The 17,590-nt window shown below is 68.5% G+C and carries 15 protein-coding genes; 11 read left to right on the top strand and 4 right to left on the bottom strand.

Annotation, left to right across the window (positions count from 1 at the left end; genetic code table 11):
- Nucleotides 1-28: 28 nt before the first annotated feature.
- A complete protein-coding gene (locus D7223_RS01185; RefSeq protein ID WP_120723866.1) occupies nucleotides 29-1,297 on the top strand; it encodes a helix-turn-helix domain-containing protein in 1,269 nt (422 codons plus the stop codon).
- Here D7223_RS01185 and D7223_RS01180 read toward each other — a convergent pair.
- Complete coding sequence (locus D7223_RS01180; RefSeq protein WP_120723864.1) at nucleotides 1,294-2,028, bottom strand: HAD family hydrolase; 735 nt, start codon at nucleotides 2,026-2,028, stop codon at nucleotides 1,294-1,296. The genes D7223_RS01185 and D7223_RS01180 overlap by 4 nt on opposite strands.
- Nucleotides 2,029-2,432: 404 nt before the next feature.
- On the opposite strand from D7223_RS01180, the gene D7223_RS01170 reads away from it, so the two are divergent.
- The 7 genes from D7223_RS01170 to D7223_RS01140 are packed head-to-tail and all read left to right on the top strand — an operon-like array spanning nucleotide 2,433 to nucleotide 11,175.
- On the top strand, nucleotides 2,433-3,848 hold the full coding sequence (locus tag D7223_RS01170) for an NAD(P)/FAD-dependent oxidoreductase (RefSeq protein ID WP_120723860.1): 1,416 nt from the start codon (nucleotides 2,433-2,435) through the stop codon (nucleotides 3,846-3,848).
- A gap of 17 nt (nucleotides 3,849-3,865) precedes the next feature.
- Nucleotides 3,866-4,945 (top strand): TauD/TfdA family dioxygenase, encoded by a 1,080-nt coding sequence (locus tag D7223_RS01165; protein WP_120723858.1) that lies wholly within the window; start codon nucleotides 3,866-3,868, stop codon nucleotides 4,943-4,945.
- A gap of 10 nt (nucleotides 4,946-4,955) precedes the next feature.
- Entirely contained in the window at nucleotides 4,956-6,311 is a 1,356-nt protein-coding gene (locus tag D7223_RS01160) for a class I adenylate-forming enzyme family protein (RefSeq protein WP_120723856.1), read from the top strand.
- Nucleotides 6,295-6,972, top strand: coding sequence for a hypothetical protein (locus D7223_RS01155; protein WP_120723854.1), 678 nt, complete (start codon nucleotides 6,295-6,297; stop codon nucleotides 6,970-6,972). The genes D7223_RS01160 and D7223_RS01155 overlap by 17 nt, the downstream gene beginning before the upstream one ends.
- On the top strand, nucleotides 6,969-8,534 hold the full coding sequence (locus D7223_RS01150) for an AMP-binding protein (protein ID WP_120723852.1): 1,566 nt from the start codon (nucleotides 6,969-6,971) through the stop codon (nucleotides 8,532-8,534). Before D7223_RS01155 ends, D7223_RS01150 begins: the two co-directional genes overlap by 4 nt.
- Nucleotides 8,531-9,775, top strand: coding sequence for a DUF6624 domain-containing protein (locus tag D7223_RS01145; RefSeq protein ID WP_120723850.1), 1,245 nt, complete (start codon nucleotides 8,531-8,533; stop codon nucleotides 9,773-9,775). Before D7223_RS01150 ends, D7223_RS01145 begins: the two co-directional genes overlap by 4 nt.
- A gap of 17 nt (nucleotides 9,776-9,792) precedes the next feature.
- Entirely contained in the window at nucleotides 9,793-11,175 is a 1,383-nt protein-coding gene (locus tag D7223_RS01140) for a B12-binding domain-containing radical SAM protein (RefSeq protein ID WP_120723847.1), read from the top strand.
- 162 nt (nucleotides 11,176-11,337) lie between these two features.
- Here the strand turns inward: D7223_RS01140 and D7223_RS01135 are convergent, their stop codons facing one another.
- Nucleotides 11,338-11,838, bottom strand: a complete 501-nt coding sequence (locus tag D7223_RS01135; RefSeq protein ID WP_147252453.1) for a TSCPD domain-containing protein — start codon at nucleotides 11,836-11,838, stop codon at nucleotides 11,338-11,340.
- A 408-nt stretch (nucleotides 11,839-12,246) separates the two neighbouring features.
- Between D7223_RS01135 and D7223_RS01130 the strand changes: the two genes are divergently transcribed.
- Nucleotides 12,247-12,525, top strand: a complete 279-nt coding sequence (locus D7223_RS01130) for an S-adenosylmethionine decarboxylase family protein (protein ID WP_120723843.1) — start codon at nucleotides 12,247-12,249, stop codon at nucleotides 12,523-12,525.
- Nucleotides 12,526-12,682: 157 nt separating this feature from the next.
- Here the strand turns inward: D7223_RS01130 and D7223_RS01125 are convergent, their stop codons facing one another.
- Nucleotides 12,683-13,348, bottom strand: a complete 666-nt coding sequence (locus D7223_RS01125; RefSeq protein WP_120723841.1) for a 2'-5' RNA ligase family protein — start codon at nucleotides 13,346-13,348, stop codon at nucleotides 12,683-12,685.
- Entirely contained in the window at nucleotides 13,345-14,703 is a 1,359-nt protein-coding gene (locus D7223_RS01120) for a helix-turn-helix domain-containing protein (RefSeq protein WP_120723839.1), read from the bottom strand. The genes D7223_RS01125 and D7223_RS01120 overlap by 4 nt, the downstream gene beginning before the upstream one ends.
- A 288-nt stretch (nucleotides 14,704-14,991) precedes the next feature.
- Between D7223_RS01120 and D7223_RS01115 the strand changes: the two genes are divergently transcribed.
- Nucleotides 14,992-15,474, top strand: coding sequence for an NUDIX domain-containing protein (locus D7223_RS01115; RefSeq protein WP_337589435.1), 483 nt, complete (start codon nucleotides 14,992-14,994; stop codon nucleotides 15,472-15,474).
- Between the two features lie 133 nt (nucleotides 15,475-15,607).
- The gene (locus D7223_RS01110) at nucleotides 15,608-17,581 is read left to right on the top strand and encodes an ABC transporter ATP-binding protein (RefSeq protein ID WP_120723837.1); all 1,974 of its coding nucleotides are present in this window, start codon (nucleotides 15,608-15,610) and stop codon (nucleotides 17,579-17,581) included.
- Nucleotides 17,582-17,590: the final 9 nt, after the last annotated feature.

The following is a 17,590-nucleotide window of genomic DNA, read 5'->3' as shown; positions in this document are numbered from 1 at the left end:
GAGCGTTCGTACCCATCGGGAGCTGCTGATGTCGAGCGTGCCACCACAAGACGTGGCCAAGGCATGGATCGCCCTTGGTCAGATGCTGGCCCGCAGCCGTAAAGCCGCTGGTTACACGCAAGAGACGTTTGCGCCTCGGGTGAGCTATGGACGGAGCACGATCGCGAACGTGGAGACCGGCCGGCAGCGCGTGGGGCGCGACTTCTGGACCCGAAGCGACGAGGTGTTGGGGACCGGCGGCAGACTGTCCCGGGAATACGACCGCATCCGGCTCGCCAGCACCCGGTACATGCCCAGCGGCATGGCAACCACTCAGACGTTTCAGGCCGCAGCGGATCCATCGTCCTCCACCGCTGTGGAGACGGTCGCTCGCACGCCCGGGACCGACTACCTGATGGGCGAGTGGAACAGCTTTTCCACGCTCACCAGCATGCTGGCCCAGCAGCGGCAGGCCGTGTCACCCGACGCACTACTTGGCCTGATCGAGGCCCACCGTGATTGCCTGTCGACGCTGTACCGCAAAGCCGGCCGTGCGCCCATCCGCGCTGATATCGGAGCGATGCTCGCCGAAGCCTCGATCGTCGCTAGCCGGCTGTGGAGCGCACAGGGCAACCGTGGCCTCGCGCTCGCTCACTGTGCCTACTCTCGCCAGCTCGGCGACAGGCTGGGCAGCCGCAGGATCAGCGCGACGGCACGCATCTTCGAGAGCAACCTCCACTCGGAGGCCGCCACACTGATCGACGCAGACGGTGACATCATGATCGGCCTGCGGCTCCTCGACGAGGCCGCCCGCGCGTCCACCGAGCTCAGTCCCGCCGCACGAGCTCGAGTAGCTGCCGAGCAGGCCCAGGCCTACGCTGCCCTGCGACTTCCACGCGAGGCCACGGCGGCCCTGGCGCGGGCAAAAGCGGCGGTCAACGACGTGTCACCCGCTGACTGTGTCGGCCTCTACAGCGACTGGAGCGGCGCCCGTCTCCACGTCTATGCGGGCACATGCCATCTTCTTCTCGGCCAGCCCCACCAGGCTGTTACCGTGCTCGAAAGTGCAGTACAGATGCTGGAACACGACCACGCCAACGTCAACGTCGCCCTGGCAGCAGCCGTAGACCTCGCCAGCGCCTACGCCGAGGCTGGCGAACTTGAGCAGTCCTGCACCCTGCTTGGCAACACCTACGATCAGCTAAAAGCAGGTGGAAACCATCGAGGCATCGCTCGAGCTCAACGAGCCCGTCAGCGGTTGGCCCGATGGCGCGACGAGCCGGTTGTCCTCGAACTTGAGGAGCAGATGGCTGCCTAACAGGCAGCCGGCGACGCGCCCGAGTTCAACAGCGAACTGACGGCGGCTACCACTGTCGTTGGGTCGAGACTGTCGAGCACCAGGTCGGGTTCGTAGGATGCCAGCTCTTGACGCCCGATCCGGTGAGCGACGACAGCGACGCGAAAGTCGGCGTGACGTGCGCAAGCGATATCATTGGGCGCGTCCCCGATGATGATCACTCGTGCAGGATCGAGCGGGTCACCGTAGATCGTGGAGTAGCGCTGAGCTACGACTGCCGGGAGCTGAAAGCGATCTCGAGCGTCCGATCCGAACCCGCCGATGCGGAGATCAAGAAACTCATCCAAGCCCGCCGCGTGCAACTTCACCTCGGCGGCCGAACGCAAGTTGCCGGTCAGCACGGTCTGGACGAAACCACGTTCGTGCAAGTCCGCGATGCTTGCGGCAGCGCCTGGATACGGCGGCTGAACCTCAGCCAACTCCTGCCGGCCCTCTTGCATGACTGCGGCAATGGCCTGATGGAAGGCGGGTATGCCCGCCTCCGCAGATGACGGGTCCACGCCCGAAGCGATCGCAGTGTCGATGGCGATCGACTCGTCCGTATACCCATGCACCTTCTTGTCAGGGAAGACCACCTCGGACTGCGCGATGCCATACGCACGAGCGATCGCGCGTGTCAGCCAACGCAGGTCCGCGGGGATGAGCGTCCCGTCAACGTCCCAGATCACCAAGCCGGCGCTGCTGCGGTTCATCGACTCATCGTCGCATGGGCGCGGGCAGCTGGCCCCGGCGAGCATCGGTAGGGGTCGCGGCCGGGCCAGGACAAATAGACACGAGACGCGGCCACGATGACCGCCACCTGAAGCCCAGCCCCCAGGGTCAAGTGCAGGCATTGAGCGGCAGCGCTCAGATGCCTGTCGATGTCGATGTCGATGTCGATGTCGATGTCGATGTCGGGGGATTGTCGTATTCCGATGTCAGTCCTGTCCGACAACGGCTGAAGTCGGCGACCGTCAATGGGCTTCCAGGAGGCCCCGGGCCGGATCGTTTCCAGCCTGGCGGCTCGCCGCCGCACCAATCATCACCGCGGGCCGGGCGGGCGGATTCGTCTTGCCCCAACGTCAACGGCGCCGCCATCGGACCAGGAGGACCTACGATGCGCTATCTGGATCTTGCAGGCGAAGACTCGTTCGATGCCGTGATCGTCGGCGCAGGTCCGGCGGGCTTGTTCGCAGCGCTGCGCGCCCAGTGCGCCAACCACGCCCGCCTGCTGATCGTCGATGGCGGTCAGGACGTGGCCGGCCGGCTAGAGGCTCGCTGCGCCGACCCGGACAACAACGAGACGATCACGACAGGCTTCGGCGGGGCTGGGCTGTTCTCCGATGGCAAACTTTGCCTGTCCCATCGCATCGGATCCACCGTCGCGCACCGCTTTCCCGTCGCGGACGTCGAGCTCCGCCAGCACGCCATCGATGAGCTGATCCGTTCGGGTGAGCCGGCACCGCTGCAGGGCGTGGACGCGACCACGGCCGCAGCCCTGCAGCAACGCGCCGCCGAGCTGGGCATGGAGTACTTGCACTACCCGATCCGGCACGTGGGCAGCGACCAGCTTCCCGGGATGCTGTCGCGGCTACGGGCCTCCATCGCCGCCGGCGCCGAGGTGCGTTGCCAGACAACAGCCGTCGACGTGGTCGAGTCCGAGCGGCCCGGCGCGCGCTGGAAGGTGCTGCTGGAACAGCCGGATCGGCCGCCGCGTTGGGTACACGCCGGCTACGTGGTGCTGGCTCCGGGCAAGGTCGGCGCCGCGTGGATGGACCAGCTCGGCCATCGACTGGACCTGCGCCGCCACCCCGCCCGGCCAAAGCTCGGATTTCGACTGGAAGGACCGAAGGACTACCTGGATCCTCTTTTGGCGGTCGCTGGCGACCCCAAGCTGATCTGGAAGGCGGGCAACGGCGCGGAGGTACGCACCCACTGCGTCTGCTACGGAGGCGACGTGGTGCCCGCCGACTACGACGGGCTGCTACTCGTCGGCGGCCACTCCGAATCTAGCCATCATGCTGACCGCTCCAACACTGCCGTGATCGCCACCGCGGGGCGTGCCCTGCGACTGACGGTGCCGGAAGTCCGTCGTCTCGTCGCCGCGATCAACGATCGCTACGCGGGGCTGGTCGCTCAGCGCCTCGGTGACTTCCTCGCCGGCGCACCGTCCACCACCCCCATCACAGACTTCGCTCGCGGCTTCGACCCCAGCATGCCGCATGTCGCGACCGGCAACCTGGCTACCGAGCTGCCGGAGCCGGTCGTCGAGCTGCTGCGGCAGTTCGTGCATCGGCTGGCCGAACTGTGCCCGCAGGCGCTGCACCCGCACAACGTGCTCTACGGCCCGGCCGTGGAACGGTGGTCACCCCGCTTCGCCGTCTCCGACGACATGGAAACCGATCTGCCGGGCCTGTTCCTCGTCGGGGACGGCCCCGGCCTTACCGGCGGCATTATCGGCGCAGCCGAAACCGGGTGGCTCGCCGGCGACGCGATCGCCGACCGGCTCACTAGCGCCGTCACCCTTCCCTGACCCTTCCGGGAGAATCAATGCCTCTCACCCCCGCCCCCACACCTCTGTGCGCCCTCAACGCCGCGCTGTGGTCTGGCGCCGACCTCACCACCGACGACTACACCGTCGCCCTCGACGAGCACCACGCCGCCGAGGTCGCCGACGCCACGCAGGCCGCCTGCCGCGGGCTCGCTGGTCGAGACATGACCTTCGACCCACACGTGTACCGCGACGACTTCCCGCTGCCGTCGGTTGGTCCGGTCCTGGCCGAGGCGGCCCGTGAGGTGGCCGACGGCCGCGGATTCGCCGTCGTGCGGGGCCTGCCCCTCGACGGCATGGACGACCAGCAGGCCGCCGTCATGGTGCGAGGCCTGATTACCCACCTCGGGCCGATCGCCACCCAGAGCCGGGACCGGCACTTGATCCGGCACGTGCGCAGCACAGGCCAGCCCCTCGGCGACGCCGTGACCCGCGGCCACCAGACCGCCGAACGGTTGTGGTTCCACACTGACGGCGCCGATGCCGCGGTACTGCTGTGCCGCCGCGCAGCCGCCGTCGGCGGGCTGAGCCGGCTCGCCTCCGCCGCCGCGGTGCACAACACGATGCTGCTGCGCGACCCGGCTGCGGTAACTGCGCTCTACGAGCCGTTCCACTTCCACATGGCCGGCGGCAACGTGCCCGGCCTGCCCGCCACGTTCATCTCGCCGATCTTCTCGCTGTACCGCGGCAAGTTCAGCACAAGGTTCGTGCGGCACACCCTGCTGGAGACTCAGCAGGTAACCGGGGTCGCGCTGCCCGAGGTGACGCTGACCGCGTTCGACCTCATCGAGGACATCGCCGACCGGCTCTGCGTCGACATGGAGTTGCGCGCCGGCGATCTGCAGATCGTCAACAACCACAAGTTGCTCCACTCCCGCACCGCCTACACCGATCCTGACGACGCCGAGCAGGCCCGGCACCTGCTGCGCTGCTGGCTGACGTTCCCGCACTACACCGGCCGGCGTGCCGGGTTTGTTGACGAGGCGCTGCGCTTCGGCTGGCTTACCGACGAGCAGCAACGCGAAGCCGCCGGGAGCTGGACCCCACCGACGCCCGTCAGGGTGAACGACCGCGGATAGGAGAAGGCCGGTGCCGCCGTCATCACCATCCACCACCGCCCTGCAGATTCGCGACGTCCTGGAAGCCCACGCTCGCAAGCGTGGCGATCGGCTCGCCGTCATCGACGCCACCACGGAGCTGACCTTCGCGCAGCTCTGGCAGCAGGCCCGCGCCCGAGCCGCCCAGCTCGGCCCGCGACCCGGCACGGTCACCGCCGTCTCGGCCACGTCCACCGCCGCGTTCTTCGCCGATGTCGCCGCGATCTGGCTGACCGGCGGCGTGCCGATGCCCCTGGATCCCAAGACTCCTCCACCGCTGCGAACCGCGATGACCCGACGGGCGTCCACCGGCACGCACACCTGCCAGCCGTGGAAGGCCGTGCTCAGCGTCGTCGGCGGCACTTACCGCCCGCTCGTCACCGGCGGTGAGCCGCCCACGGTTGCCCGCAAGGCGCACGCCGTCGGCCTCGGCCGCCTACCGGAGTCCGGCAGCACGGGGGGCGGACGCAGGATAGCCATGTTCGCCTCCCCGATGTATCTCAACGGCCCTTTCGAGTTCGCCGCACGGCACCTGCTCCTCGGCGGCACCGTCGCGACGCTCGACCGGTTCGAGCCGCGCGCCTGGGTCCAGCTCGCCACCGCCATGGAACCCAGCTGGGTGTTCCTCGCCCCGATCCAGATCAGACGGCTACTCGACAGCACTGACCCACATGACTTACGCACGGCCCTGGCCAGCGTGCAGACGCTGACGCACTCCGCCGCCCCCTGCCCGCCCGAAGTCCGCGCCCGACTGCTGGAGCTGGTCGACGCGCACGTCGTGGCCGAGTTCTACGGCGCCGCCGAGTACGACGGCACGTTCGCCCGTGCCGACGAGAACCGCCCAGGCGCACGGCCTATCCCCGGCGCTCTGCTGCGGGTCGTCGACGCCACCGGCAGCCCCGCACCAGCTGGACAGATCGGTGTCATCGAAGGAGCCAGCACGGCCGGAATGGTCTGCCACTACGCCGGCCAGCCGTGTACTGCTGCCGACGCGTGGCGCACCGTCGGCGACCACGGAACCCTCGATTCGAACGGTCGGCTGACTCTCACGAGCGTCGACACCACCGGGCGGGCGATCGTCGGTGGTGTCAACGTCGCGCTCAGCCGCGTCCACGCCGTGATCGCCGCGCACCCGGCGGTTCGGTCATGCCAGGTCATCCCGATCCCGGACGACACCTACGGCCGAGTGATCTCGGCCCGGCTTACCACCTTCCGGCCGTTGACCGCCGAGGCGCTTCACGCCTACTGCGCCACCCACCTACGGCCGGCCGAACGGCCTCGCCACCTGCACGTCACCGCTGCCGACCAGCCGACCGCCGAGGAAAACGACCATGCCCTCCCCATGTGACCTCTGCGCCGCCATCGACTCCACCGGGTGCGGCGGGACGCTCAGCCAGCACCTGTTCCCCGGCCAGCAGCACGTCGTGGCTCGGACCGCCACCGCGGCCGCCGTGCCGACCATCGGCGCGTTCGTACCCGGCTACCTGCTCGTCGTTCCCACCACCCACACCACCTCGATCGGCCGCTTGGCGCAGAACGAGCGCCGCGGCGTGCACGAGCTGACTGAACTGCTTGCCGACCGGTTGGCCGACCTATACGGCATGCCGGTCCTGGGCTTCGAGTACGGGCTGAACGTGCCCGGCGCCCGGCGCATCGAGCACGGCCACCTGCACCTGCTGCCGACCACCGCCGGGGCGCCGCTGCGGCAGTTCCTGCGTTGGCACCTACCGCTGATCGAGGTCGCTTCGATGGAGCACCTGCCCACCGACAGCGATCGCTCATACATCAGCGTCTACGAGCCCTGTCGGCCGCTGACCATCTACCCGGTCGCCAACGAGGCGTCGCCGCGTATCCGCCTGAGGGAAATCGTCGCTCAGTTCGACCCGCGGGTCAGCCCACGTGCCTGGGACTGGGAGCGAAACCCGTTCCCGAAGTTGATCCGAGCCACCATCAACGACCTTACCGGTAGCCAGGCCGTGCAGGTCCTGGCGAGGGTCGGACGGCGATGAACTGGGACCTTGCCCGGCTGTGGCATGCGTTGGCCGAGCAACAGCCGGACCGGCCCGCGCTGATTCACGAAGGCCAGACGCTTACCTGGCGACAGTTCGACACCGCCGCCGCAGGCTTCGCCGCCCGCCTGCGCCAGGCCGGGATCCGCCGCGGTGACGTCGTGGCGCTCTGCCTACCGAACGTCCTGGAGTACCTGGTCCTCGTCGCCGGTGCGATGCGCTGCGGCGCCACGCCCTGCGGCGTCAACTACCGCTACCGGTTCCACGAGCTGGCGATGCTCCTACGTCACCTTCAGCCCGCAGTGGTCTGTCACGACCTCGACAGCGGGGAGGGCCTCGATCGGATCCGCGACCAGCTGCCCGAAGTCCGCCGCTGGTACGCCGTCGACGAGAGCCCCGCCGCCAGCGGCCTCGCCCGGCTACTGCTCGACACCGGCGGCGACTGGGATCAGCTCGACTCCCGATCTGACGACGTGCTGCTCAAGTGCACCGGGGGCACGACCGGCCGCCCGACCGCCGTGCGCTTGTTCGTCGGCGATGTCCTCACCCAGCTCAATGACCACAACCCCTGGCACCAGCACGACCTTGCTCACGGTGGCCCGCAGCCGGCGCCCGTCGAGCCGGTCCGGCTGCTGGTCGTCAGCCCGCTCATGCACGGATCCGGGCTCACCCGGGCGATCGGCGCGCTCTGCGCCGGCGGCACCGTCATCACCCAACGCGGATTCCACCCCCGGCGGCTCCTCAACGGGCTCGCCCGGCACCACGCCACCAGCCTCGCCATCGTCGGCGACGCGCACGCCCTGCCCCTGGTCGACATGCTCGACGCTGCACCAAACCGCTGGCAGCTGCCTGACCTGGCCACCATCACGTCCTCCGGTGTGGCCTGGACCGCCGAGGTCAAGCGCAGGCTGCTGCAGCACCTCCCGCAGGTTCGGCTGCTGGAGTCCCTCGGCGCCACCGAGGCCACCGGCCTCGGATTCAGCGTGGCCACGGCAGGCAATGTGCCGCCCACCGGCGAATTCGTTCTCGGCCGCCACGCCCGTGTCTTCGCCGCCAACCAGCCCGCTCGGCCCGGTCACACCGGCACCATCGGGGTCAGCTGGCCGCACCCCGCCGGCCTGCACCCGTCCGGACGACTTCCGGCAGACCGATTTACCAACCATGCCGGACACCGCTACCTGCTGTCCGGTGACCACGTCCGCCTGCTCGACGGCGAGCGATTCCTCCTGCTCGGCAGGGCCGGCGAATGCATCAACACAGGCGGCGAGAAGGTCTACGCGCCGGAGGTCACCGACACTCTGCGCCGACACCCAGGCGTCCGCGACGCGCTCGTCCTCGGCGTCCCTCACCCGCGGTTAGGGCAGACGGTAACCGCATTGGTCCAACTGTCCCCTGGCACCACCACCGAGAACGTGCGCGATTACGCCCGCGCCCACCTGGCCGGTTTCAAGGCCCCGACCGTCGTCATCGACGTGGCGGCGATCCCTCGCACCGGCGCCGGCAAGCCCGACCTCATCACCGCCCACACGCTCGCCGCCCAGCACGCCGGAGGTAGCGCATGACCCACACCGCCACCACCCACGCCGGCCTCACGGCGCTGGCCCGCCGCGAGCAGGCCCTGCTCACCGCGGCGCTCGGCTCGCTGTTCAGCCGCCCCGCCCTCGACGAGCAGATCAGCCGCGCACTCGGCTACCCGGACTGGCCGCAACCGCTCACCCTGCTGCCCGACCTCGTCCCCGAGTTGACCACCGCCACACCCCAACTCGCCGCCTACCTCGCCTTCGCCGCGACCGCTGGCCGACAGGCGGTCGCTGCGATCGCCGATCACGGCTGGCCGATCGAGCCGGCCGCCGCCGACGCGGCATGGCTGCTGCTGCAGCACGCCGACCACCTCAACGACCAGCGCCGCGCCCTACTGCCCACCGTCGCCAACGCGGTACACCACGGCAGCGCCGACCCTCGACACCTGGCCATGCTGACCGACCGTGAGCGCGTCGTACGCGGCGAGCCGCAGCAGTACGGCACCCTGCGGCTCGTCCGCGACGGGCAACCCGTCTTGCTGTACCCGCTCGCCAGCGACGATACCCGGACCGACCTCGACCGCGCCGCCATCACCCTGCCCCGCCTTGCTGACGACGCACGGTACGCCTACTCGCCAATGATCCCGTACGGCGTTGCCCGAATGTGCCCCACCAACGCCTGGCCAGCGGAAGGCCTGCATGACCTGCACCCCGAGCCCAACGCCCCCATCCCGCCCGACCACCCCGAACCCATACCCGCAGGTCAGGCTGGCGTCTACCTCGCCGCAACGCTGCGATACCGCAACCAGACCCGTCGAATCCGGGACGCACTGCCGCCGCCACTGGTGTCCACCAGCCGCTGGCTCGACATCGATCCGCTGACCCGAGCCAGCTGCCAGTTCGACGCCGGGCCCGCCCTCAACCAACTCGCCGCCCGGCTCTGCCTCACCGACGTCACCCGCTCAAGCCTGATGATCGCCTTCGCCGAACACCGCCGCAGCCACGGCTTGGGGGTCGAGCTCGGCGCGGCCCTCTCCCACAACCTCCCCGTGATCATGATCGGTCCACCGCTGTGCTCCTTCGACATGCTGCCCGACGTCACCATCGTGGCCGACCTCGACCAAGCCCTCGCCATCGCAGCGGGCTTGCCGGCTGATTCGTCGCCCCTTGCGAGAGACACGTTGACTGACCAGCCCGCAGTACCGCCCTCAGCTACCAGCAACACCTGCGGCCAGAGTCACGGCACGATCCGGGGCGGCCTGCGTGCAGCGACTGATCACTAAGCGAGAGGAACAGACAGATGCGCAAGATCGTGTTGTTCGCTGGCGTCGACCCCCTGTCCACCGGGGAATCGAACTATGCCTGGCACCCACTGTCGGTGCTGACCATCGGCTCAGTCCTTGAAGCCCACGGCTTTGACGCGTGCATCATCGACTGCCAGGTTGACCACGACTGGCGCGACCGGTTGGCCAAGCACGCCGGCGAAGCCTTGTTCGTCGGCGTCACCTGCATGACCGGCCCCAGCATCGGCAACGTCCTGGCCGCCATCGACATCGTCCGCAACGCCGCGCCCCAGGTACCCATCGTCTGGGGCGGCTACCACGCGACCCTCGCCTGGCGGGGCATCCTGCGCGAACGCCTCGTCGACGTCGTCGTTACCGGGCCCGGCGAGTCGGCCGCGCTTGGGCTAGCCCAGCGACTTGCCGCCGGTCAGCGCCTCAGCCCAGAGACAATCGGCGACCTGCCGAACCTCGCCTTCCTTGATGGCCGCACCGCCATCGCGGCATCCGGCGCCATCACACCGAACATCGCCAAGACGACCTACGAGTTCGTCGGCGACATGAACCAGCTACCGCCGGTGAACTACGGCCTCATCGACCCGACCCGGTACTACACCGCCGCGATGAGAGACTTGTCGTACATCACCAGCTACGGGTGCCCCTACGCCTGCGCCTTCTGCTCCGAACCCACCACCAGCACCAGGAAATGGAAACCGCTGGCGCCGCAACGCATTGTGGCCGAGCTGCGCCACCTGTGGGACACCTACTCACCCGACCAGATAAGCCTGCTCGACCCCAACTTCTCCACCAACGTCCACCGCGTCGTGGAGATCGTCGAACTCATGGAGCGCGACGGCGTTCGCATCGAGCTGCGCGCGAACATGCGGACCCGTGACGTGGTCAACCTCGCTCGAGTCCTGGACCTGGAACGGCTCCACGCGGTCGGCTTTTCCGCGGTCTTCCTCGGCTGCGAATCAGGCTCCGACCGCATGTTGAAACTGCTCCGCAAGGGCGCGACCGTCGCCGACACCCGGGCCGCTTGCCAGCTGCTCGACCGAGTCGGCATCATCCAACTGACGAGCTGGATCCACGATCTTCCAGGAGAGACCGACGACGACAGTGAGGAGACCTGTGAGCTGGTCACCGAGCTGGCAGCTCTCCCGCACAACCGGCAGAAGCACCACTTCTTCATGCCGTTCCCGTCGACCGAACTGTACGAAACGATCTACGGCAAGACGCTCGACGACGGCCGCACCCAAGCCGAATGGGCCACCAGCGACACGTACGGCGGCTCCGCCCTGTACGCCGGACGTCAAGACCGGCGCCAGTGGGTCCTCGAACGGCTTGCCGAGCTTAAGCAGCGCTTCCCACATGCACTGGAACGAAACCTGCCCCGGCCGTGACTAGGTCTCGAGGCCTGGCTTTAGGACCGCGGACAGTGATGTGCACCCGGGCCAGCCTGGTTTCTGCGTACGCGTGACGCATCCTTCGCCGCGGCAGTGAGGTCGCCGTCTACCGCCGGCGCGGACACGTCACGCATCGCAGTGCTACCCGTCCTGCGCCTCTTAGCGGTGCAGCTCGTGCGGAGCCGACATAGCCAGACCCGGCAAGTCGACCCAGCCAGCATCCTCGTCGGCCAACGCGGTTCGCTCAGCCGCCGTGAGGATGCCCATCCCCATCCGACGCTCCGGAGGCAGGCAGTCCAGAGCCAGGCGTCTCGCGACATAGTCCATGATCGAAGTCGTCATCGGCAGCTCGGGATCGTCCGTGCGACCCGCCGGCACGAACCGCATGCTGGAGTACTTCGACACGTACACCTCTGCTGGCGCGCCGGCCTGAAGGCCAAGCGAGATCGCAACGCCTAGCGCGTCCATCATCCCGGCCAGGGTAGACCCCTGCTTCGCCATCCGGATCGTCACCTCACCAACGGAGCCGTCCTCCGCAAGAGCAGTAGTCAGGTAACCCTTCTGGTCGTCGACGGTGAAACGAGTTGTCTCCGCCCGGCGGACACGAGGGATCTTTCGCGTAGTACGTCCACTGTTCATCGTCGCAGCGGCATCCGGCATGGAAACTCCCGGTTGGATTCACGGCCATTACAAGCTATGGGGACAGTACAGCAACGGAACTACAAGATGTGGTGTCCTCGCCGACGGATTCAGAGACGTCTCCCGGAGGGAGCGGTCAGCAGGTGCACCGCAGCACGGCGACCAGCCAGCCATCCAGATCCACCATATAGCGGGCAAATCGGAGCTAGCGTCGCTGATTACGTCGGCCCGTTGCGATCGGCCGAAGGCACCCCTTCGGCCGTTTCACAGGTCACCGCTTCAACGTTGACAAGTTCTGGCATGAGCGGCACGACTCACGGCGGCAGTCCCGAGGCTTGTCGGAAATTGTTGGAGTTTTGTCAGCGCCTGCCGACAAACCGGCAACTCGCGGAGATAACTGTCCGCCGTTAGGGGCCCGGGTCTGCTGCCATGCGGGAGACCTGCCGACTGCTGGGCAACACGGCTCGGTCGGAGCTGATCGAGCCCTTTCAGCCGCACGGCGTGACGTGTGTGCTGGTGCTCGCCGAGTCGCACATCGTCGTCACCACGTGGCCGGAGTTCGAGCTGGCACACATTGACGTCTTCACCTGCCGAGCCGACAGTGATCCGGACGGCGCCGTCCGGCCGATCCTCGACCTGTTGGGTGGGACCGTCGCACTGGCCGGGCGGGTGCCCCGGCTTGCTCTGCCTACACCGGCCGCGGCGTAGGCCGCCCTGAAGATGCGAGACGGACCCGGAGCAGCTTCCCAGGCCTTCGCGCGGACTGGTGCGAGGACACCCACGTCCTCGGCCGCCATGAAGGCGTCGGGGGCGCCCATCTGGTCCCGCTCGGCGATCAGGCTTGCCAGGCTCGGCAGCCGGATCATCATCCGGTGAGGGACGCGACGGCCACGGTTGTCCACTGGTAGGTACGGCGTTCTCGGCGCAGCGCGATCAGCGTTGCCTGTCGGATGATCACCCGGGCGGGTGGCTGATGGCGGAGGGCGTTGAGGCGGTCACGGACCGGCCCGGTCGGTGTTTGCGAGCCGCTGTAGGCGATCGTCACGTGGGGCCGAAAGCCTTCTGCGGCCTCCGGCACGGTTTGCCACACCGAGCCGATGGCATCCCGGATGGCGGCACGGAGCTGTTCGACGCGGTCCCAGGGACGGACGAGCAAGCCGATTCCTTCGGCGTCGGGGTCGACCGGGCCAAGGGACAGCTCCAGCGGCGGTATGCCGGCACAGCGTCGCTGGGCTTCGGCGACGATCGTCCGGAGGCCATGGTCGGTGACTTCGTCGGTGAAGCCGAGACCTTGCATGGTCAGGTGCAGTCCGTCGAGCGGCACCAGGTCCAGTCCGGGCAGAGCGAGTTGGCGTTGCAGGTTGGTGACGACGTGGTGGAGTTCAGGTTGGTGTTCGAAGGTGAGGTGCCAGGTGTAGAACTGGCGGTCGGCTCGCCAGCCTGGGCGCCAGTACCAGTGGCTGGTGAGTTCGGGCAGGTCCTGGTAGGCGGTCCAGCGCTCGTGCAGGTTGGCCAGTTCCCGGCTGCTCATGACAGCGATGGTAGAGCGGGCTGTGCGGTGGCACCGACCTGTGTGCGGTCGGCCAGCAGGTCGGCGACGTGCCGTAGCCGCGGGTGACGGGTGAACGGCTGGGCGGTGGTGAGGAACTGGCGGGTGCGTTGATGGACCGATTCGAAGCGCTGGTCCGCGGTGAGGGTGAGCGCTTCTTCGGCCAGCATGGCTGCCTGCTCGGGATCGGGGTTGTTGGCGTGCAGGTGCGCGGTGGCCAGGTCTAGGCGGCTTAGCGCTTGGGGGCCGGCCAGCCCTGCGGTATCGAATGCGGTGATGGCGGTGGCGAGGTGACTTGTGACGCCTGCGGTGCGGCCGAGCGCTAGGTAGGCGGTCGCCGCGTTGGCCGCAGTTCTCGCCGGGCAGTACGGGCCGAGGGTGAGACTCGCGCTGACGGCCGTGCCGGCCGGGTAGTCGGACAGCATGGTGAAGGCGCGGTCCACGGCGCGGTCGACGCCGTACTGGTCGCCGAGACGGGCGAGGGCCCGTGCCTGCCCGTTGATCGTGAGGCGGATGCGGTGTTCGCTGGTGCCGCCATGTCGTAGGCCGTCCTGGGCGTAGGCCAGCGCGTCGTGGTAGTCGCCGGAGTAGAAGGCAATCAGGCTTTGCGTGGCCCGCGCCCAGGCTTGCGCGTCGGGCTGCTGGGCGGCCTCGGCGAGGTCGAACGCTTCGGCTCCGTAGGCGTGCGCCACGCCGAATGCGCCGAGGTCCAAGGCGAGCGCGCCGAGGAGACCGGACAGGTGGGCGGCGGCGGTGTAGAGCCGGGCACGTTGCGGTGGATGTTGCCTGCCTCCCATGAGCTGGTCAACGTAGGTGCGTAGTGGTCGCATGCATGCCATGAGTGCTGCCGGGGTGAGGCGTTCGTTGTCGGCGATCGCCTGCCGGACCTCTGCTTCTACGTACGCCAGGCGGGCGTCGTCGTCGGTGGAGGACTTCAGTGCAAGCCGGCGGGCGTCGATGGTGTCCTCGCGTTCCCACAGAGCAGCGTCGTCATCTGCCCCAGGGGCACCGCGACTGGTGTGGCTGGCTGGTGCTACCGGTCCTGACGTGGCCCTGCTCTCGTGCATCGCCGATGCGCGGCGTTGCCGGCGGTCCAGCTCGGTGATGCGATCGTATTCAGCGACGAGTGCGCCCCCGGTCTGCAGCACTGTGTCGCAGCGCGACCAGAAAGCTCGGTCGGGGTGCTGGTGGCCGGTCTCGGTGTTCGCCACGGAGCTGCGTCCGTACTGCACGAGCCGCGCGAACTCGTGCTGGGTGTGACCGCCAGCCCTTCGGAGCTGAGCCAGTCGGCGACCGAGGGCGCGGCGGGCGGTCTTGGTCTCGTCGGCGTCGGCCATCGCTACTCCCTCCCGTCACCTGCGAGCACTGCGGTAACAGAGCGTGCCGAAGCTAGCGGCAGGGTGCGACAGTTCCCCGATCGTCGAGCAGCATCGAGCACGGCGGAGAGCTGCACAGCGACTGATGCCGGCTGCCGCTTCGTCTGGTGCTCATTGTCCAGATCGATTCCTGCTGACGGCCGCGTCGCGATGTCGGAATATTGTCGGAGTCGCTGTTGGCGTCTACCGACAATGTCGGCGCGGGGCGCTGCGGGCGTGTCGGGCGGCGGGCGGCCTACGGTCGAACACATGTCCCACGGGCGCCTCGACTTCACCGCTGACCTGCCCCGCAAGCGAATGGGAGCAGGATTGCTGCTGACCGACCCGGACGAGCGGGTTCTGCTGGTCGAGCCCGTGTATAAGGCCGAGTGGGAGCTCCCTGGCGGGTGCGTCGAGGCGGACGAGTCCCCATACCAGGCCGCGCTTCGGGAGTGCCGCGAGGAACTCAGTCTGGAGGTGACGCCAGGTCGGTTGCTCGTCGTGGATTGGGTGCCGGCTCGCGACGGGCGCACCGAGGGCATCATGGTCGTCTACGACGGCGGCACCCTCCACCCCGACGCGCAGGAGCGCATCGTGGTGCCACCGGGGGAGTTGAAGGGCTGGGCCTGGTCGGACCCGCCCCAGGCCCGCCAGCGGCTACGGCCACTGCTGGCGCGCCGAATCACTCAGGCGCTACACGCCCGAGCGGACGGCGTCAGCTACTACCTGGAGGATGGTGTCCGGGTCGCCTGACCTGCGAACCACTCGGCACGTTTAGCGAGACAACGTTCGATGGTTTAGCCGGCATGACCGGTGACAAGCCTCGCCCTCCGCCGATTCTGGACCACCACCGCAGCGACCCTGCTCACCCTCGGGAGGTATCTCCATGCCCACAACAGGCGACCCAGGCCGCACGTCCGAGCCCGTGGAGGCGACACGACCGGATTCGGTGTTGCCGGAGTTGAGGGAGATGTGGTGGGAGACCGGTATGCGAGCGCGAGCCCAGGCGGGCGTGTTCGCGGTCTTCTCCGAGCTGCCCCGTCTGGTCTGGGCGGCGCTCGTGGTCAGCTGGCGTGCCGACCGGCTCCGCACGTCGATCGTGGGGGCCACGACGGTGGTCGCGGGGTTGATGTCGGCGTTCGGGCTGTTGGCCGTGCAGCGGGTGCTGGTGGAGTTTTTCGCCGGGGGGCCTACCGCCGAGAAGGTGGTGGCCGCGCTGCCCGCCCTGGTTGTTCTGGCGGCGGTGACCGCGCTGCGTGCCGGCATGGCCGCCGGGATGGGTTATGCGCAGAACGGGTTGACTCCGAAGGTCGACCGGGAGGTGGAACGAGGGCTGTTCGAGGTGACCACGGCGGTGCGGCTAGAGGCGTTTGACGCCGACGCGTTCGCCGACGACATGGAACGGGCTTCCCGGGGGGCGGACTCCACCACTGGTCTGGTGCAGGCGTCGATGAATCTGCTCGCGGGCCTCGCCGGTGTCCTCGCGGTCGCGGTGGCTGTCGTGGTGGTCCACCCGCTGCTGCTGCTCGCTCTCCTGGTCGCCACCGTGCCGAACGGGTGGGCGTCGCTGCGGGCCGGGCACCTGCGCTATCAGACCTACGCCGCCGGGTCGGTGCGTCGGCGCCGGTTGTGGCTGCTGCATCGGCTGATGGCTGAACGTGACTCCGCGCCTGAGCTGCGCTCCTACGGCCTACGGGGCTTCCTGCTGGACCAGTACGACCGGGTTATGGGCGTGGAGACCAGCATCCAGCTCGCGCTGGCCCGGCGCGTCACCACGACCACCACCGTCGGGGCCATGATCGGCGGGATCGCCACCGCAGTCGTTTACGTGCTGCTCGGCTCGCTGCTCGTCGACGGGCAGATCCCGCTGGCCGCCGCGGCGACCTGCGTCATCGCCGTGCAGTCCGCGCAACGCTCCCTGGCGGTGGTCACCTTCCAGATCGACCGCGTCTACACCGAGGGACAGCATTTCCGCGACTACACCGGCTTCATGACCCGCGCCGCCGACTACCTGCCGCCTGCCGCATCGAACACGCACGCCGTCCTGCAGGAACGGTTGCGAGAGGTGACGGTTGATGCGGTCAGCCTGCGCTACCCCGACCGCGACAGGGCAGCCGTCGATCAGGTGAGCCTTACCATTGAGGCCGGTCAGACGGTGGCGTTCGTCGGGGAGAACGGCTCCGGCAAATCGACCCTCGCCACCATGATCGCCACTCTGCGCATTCCCACCGCCGGGACCATCAGCTACAACGGCCGCGCTGCAGAGGACTGGGACCCGGCGGCGCTGCGGTCCCGGATCGCAGTCGTCACGCAGGAGTACCACAAGTGGCCGTTCACTGCCGCCACGAACATCGCCATCGGCGACACCACCACGGTCGCCGAGCAAGACCGCATCGAGCAAGCAGCTTCCCGGGCAGTCGCCCACGACATGATCGCCGAGCTGCCGCACGGCTACGAGACCCTGCTCGACCGCACCTTCGCAGGCGGCCAAGACCTTTCCGGCGGCCAGTGGCAACGCATCACCGCAGCCCGCGGGTTCCTCCGCGACGCCGACCTGCTCATCATGGACGAGCCGTCCTCCGCTCTCGACCCCCGCGCCGAGGACGCCCTGTTCCAAGCCATCCGAGACCGGCAAGGACGCGCAATCACGATCCTGATCACGCACCGGCTCGCCAACGTCCGCCACGCCGACCGCATCTACGTGCTGCACCACGGCCGACTCGTCGAAGCCGGCACCCACGAGCAGCTCATGAGCGCCGACGGGCGGTACGCCGAACTGTTCACCCTCCAAGCCTCCGGCTACGACACTTCCGCGCCTGCCACCGCTACGCCGCTGCCCCGGCAGACCGCATCCGCCTAAAGGACCCGC

The organism is Micromonospora endolithica, from assembly GCF_003626595.1.
Lineage (GTDB): Bacteria > Actinomycetota > Actinomycetes > Mycobacteriales > Micromonosporaceae > Micromonospora > Micromonospora endolithica.
The sequence above is the reverse complement of the archived record's forward strand: the minus strand, read 5'-3'. Positions and strand labels throughout refer to the sequence as shown.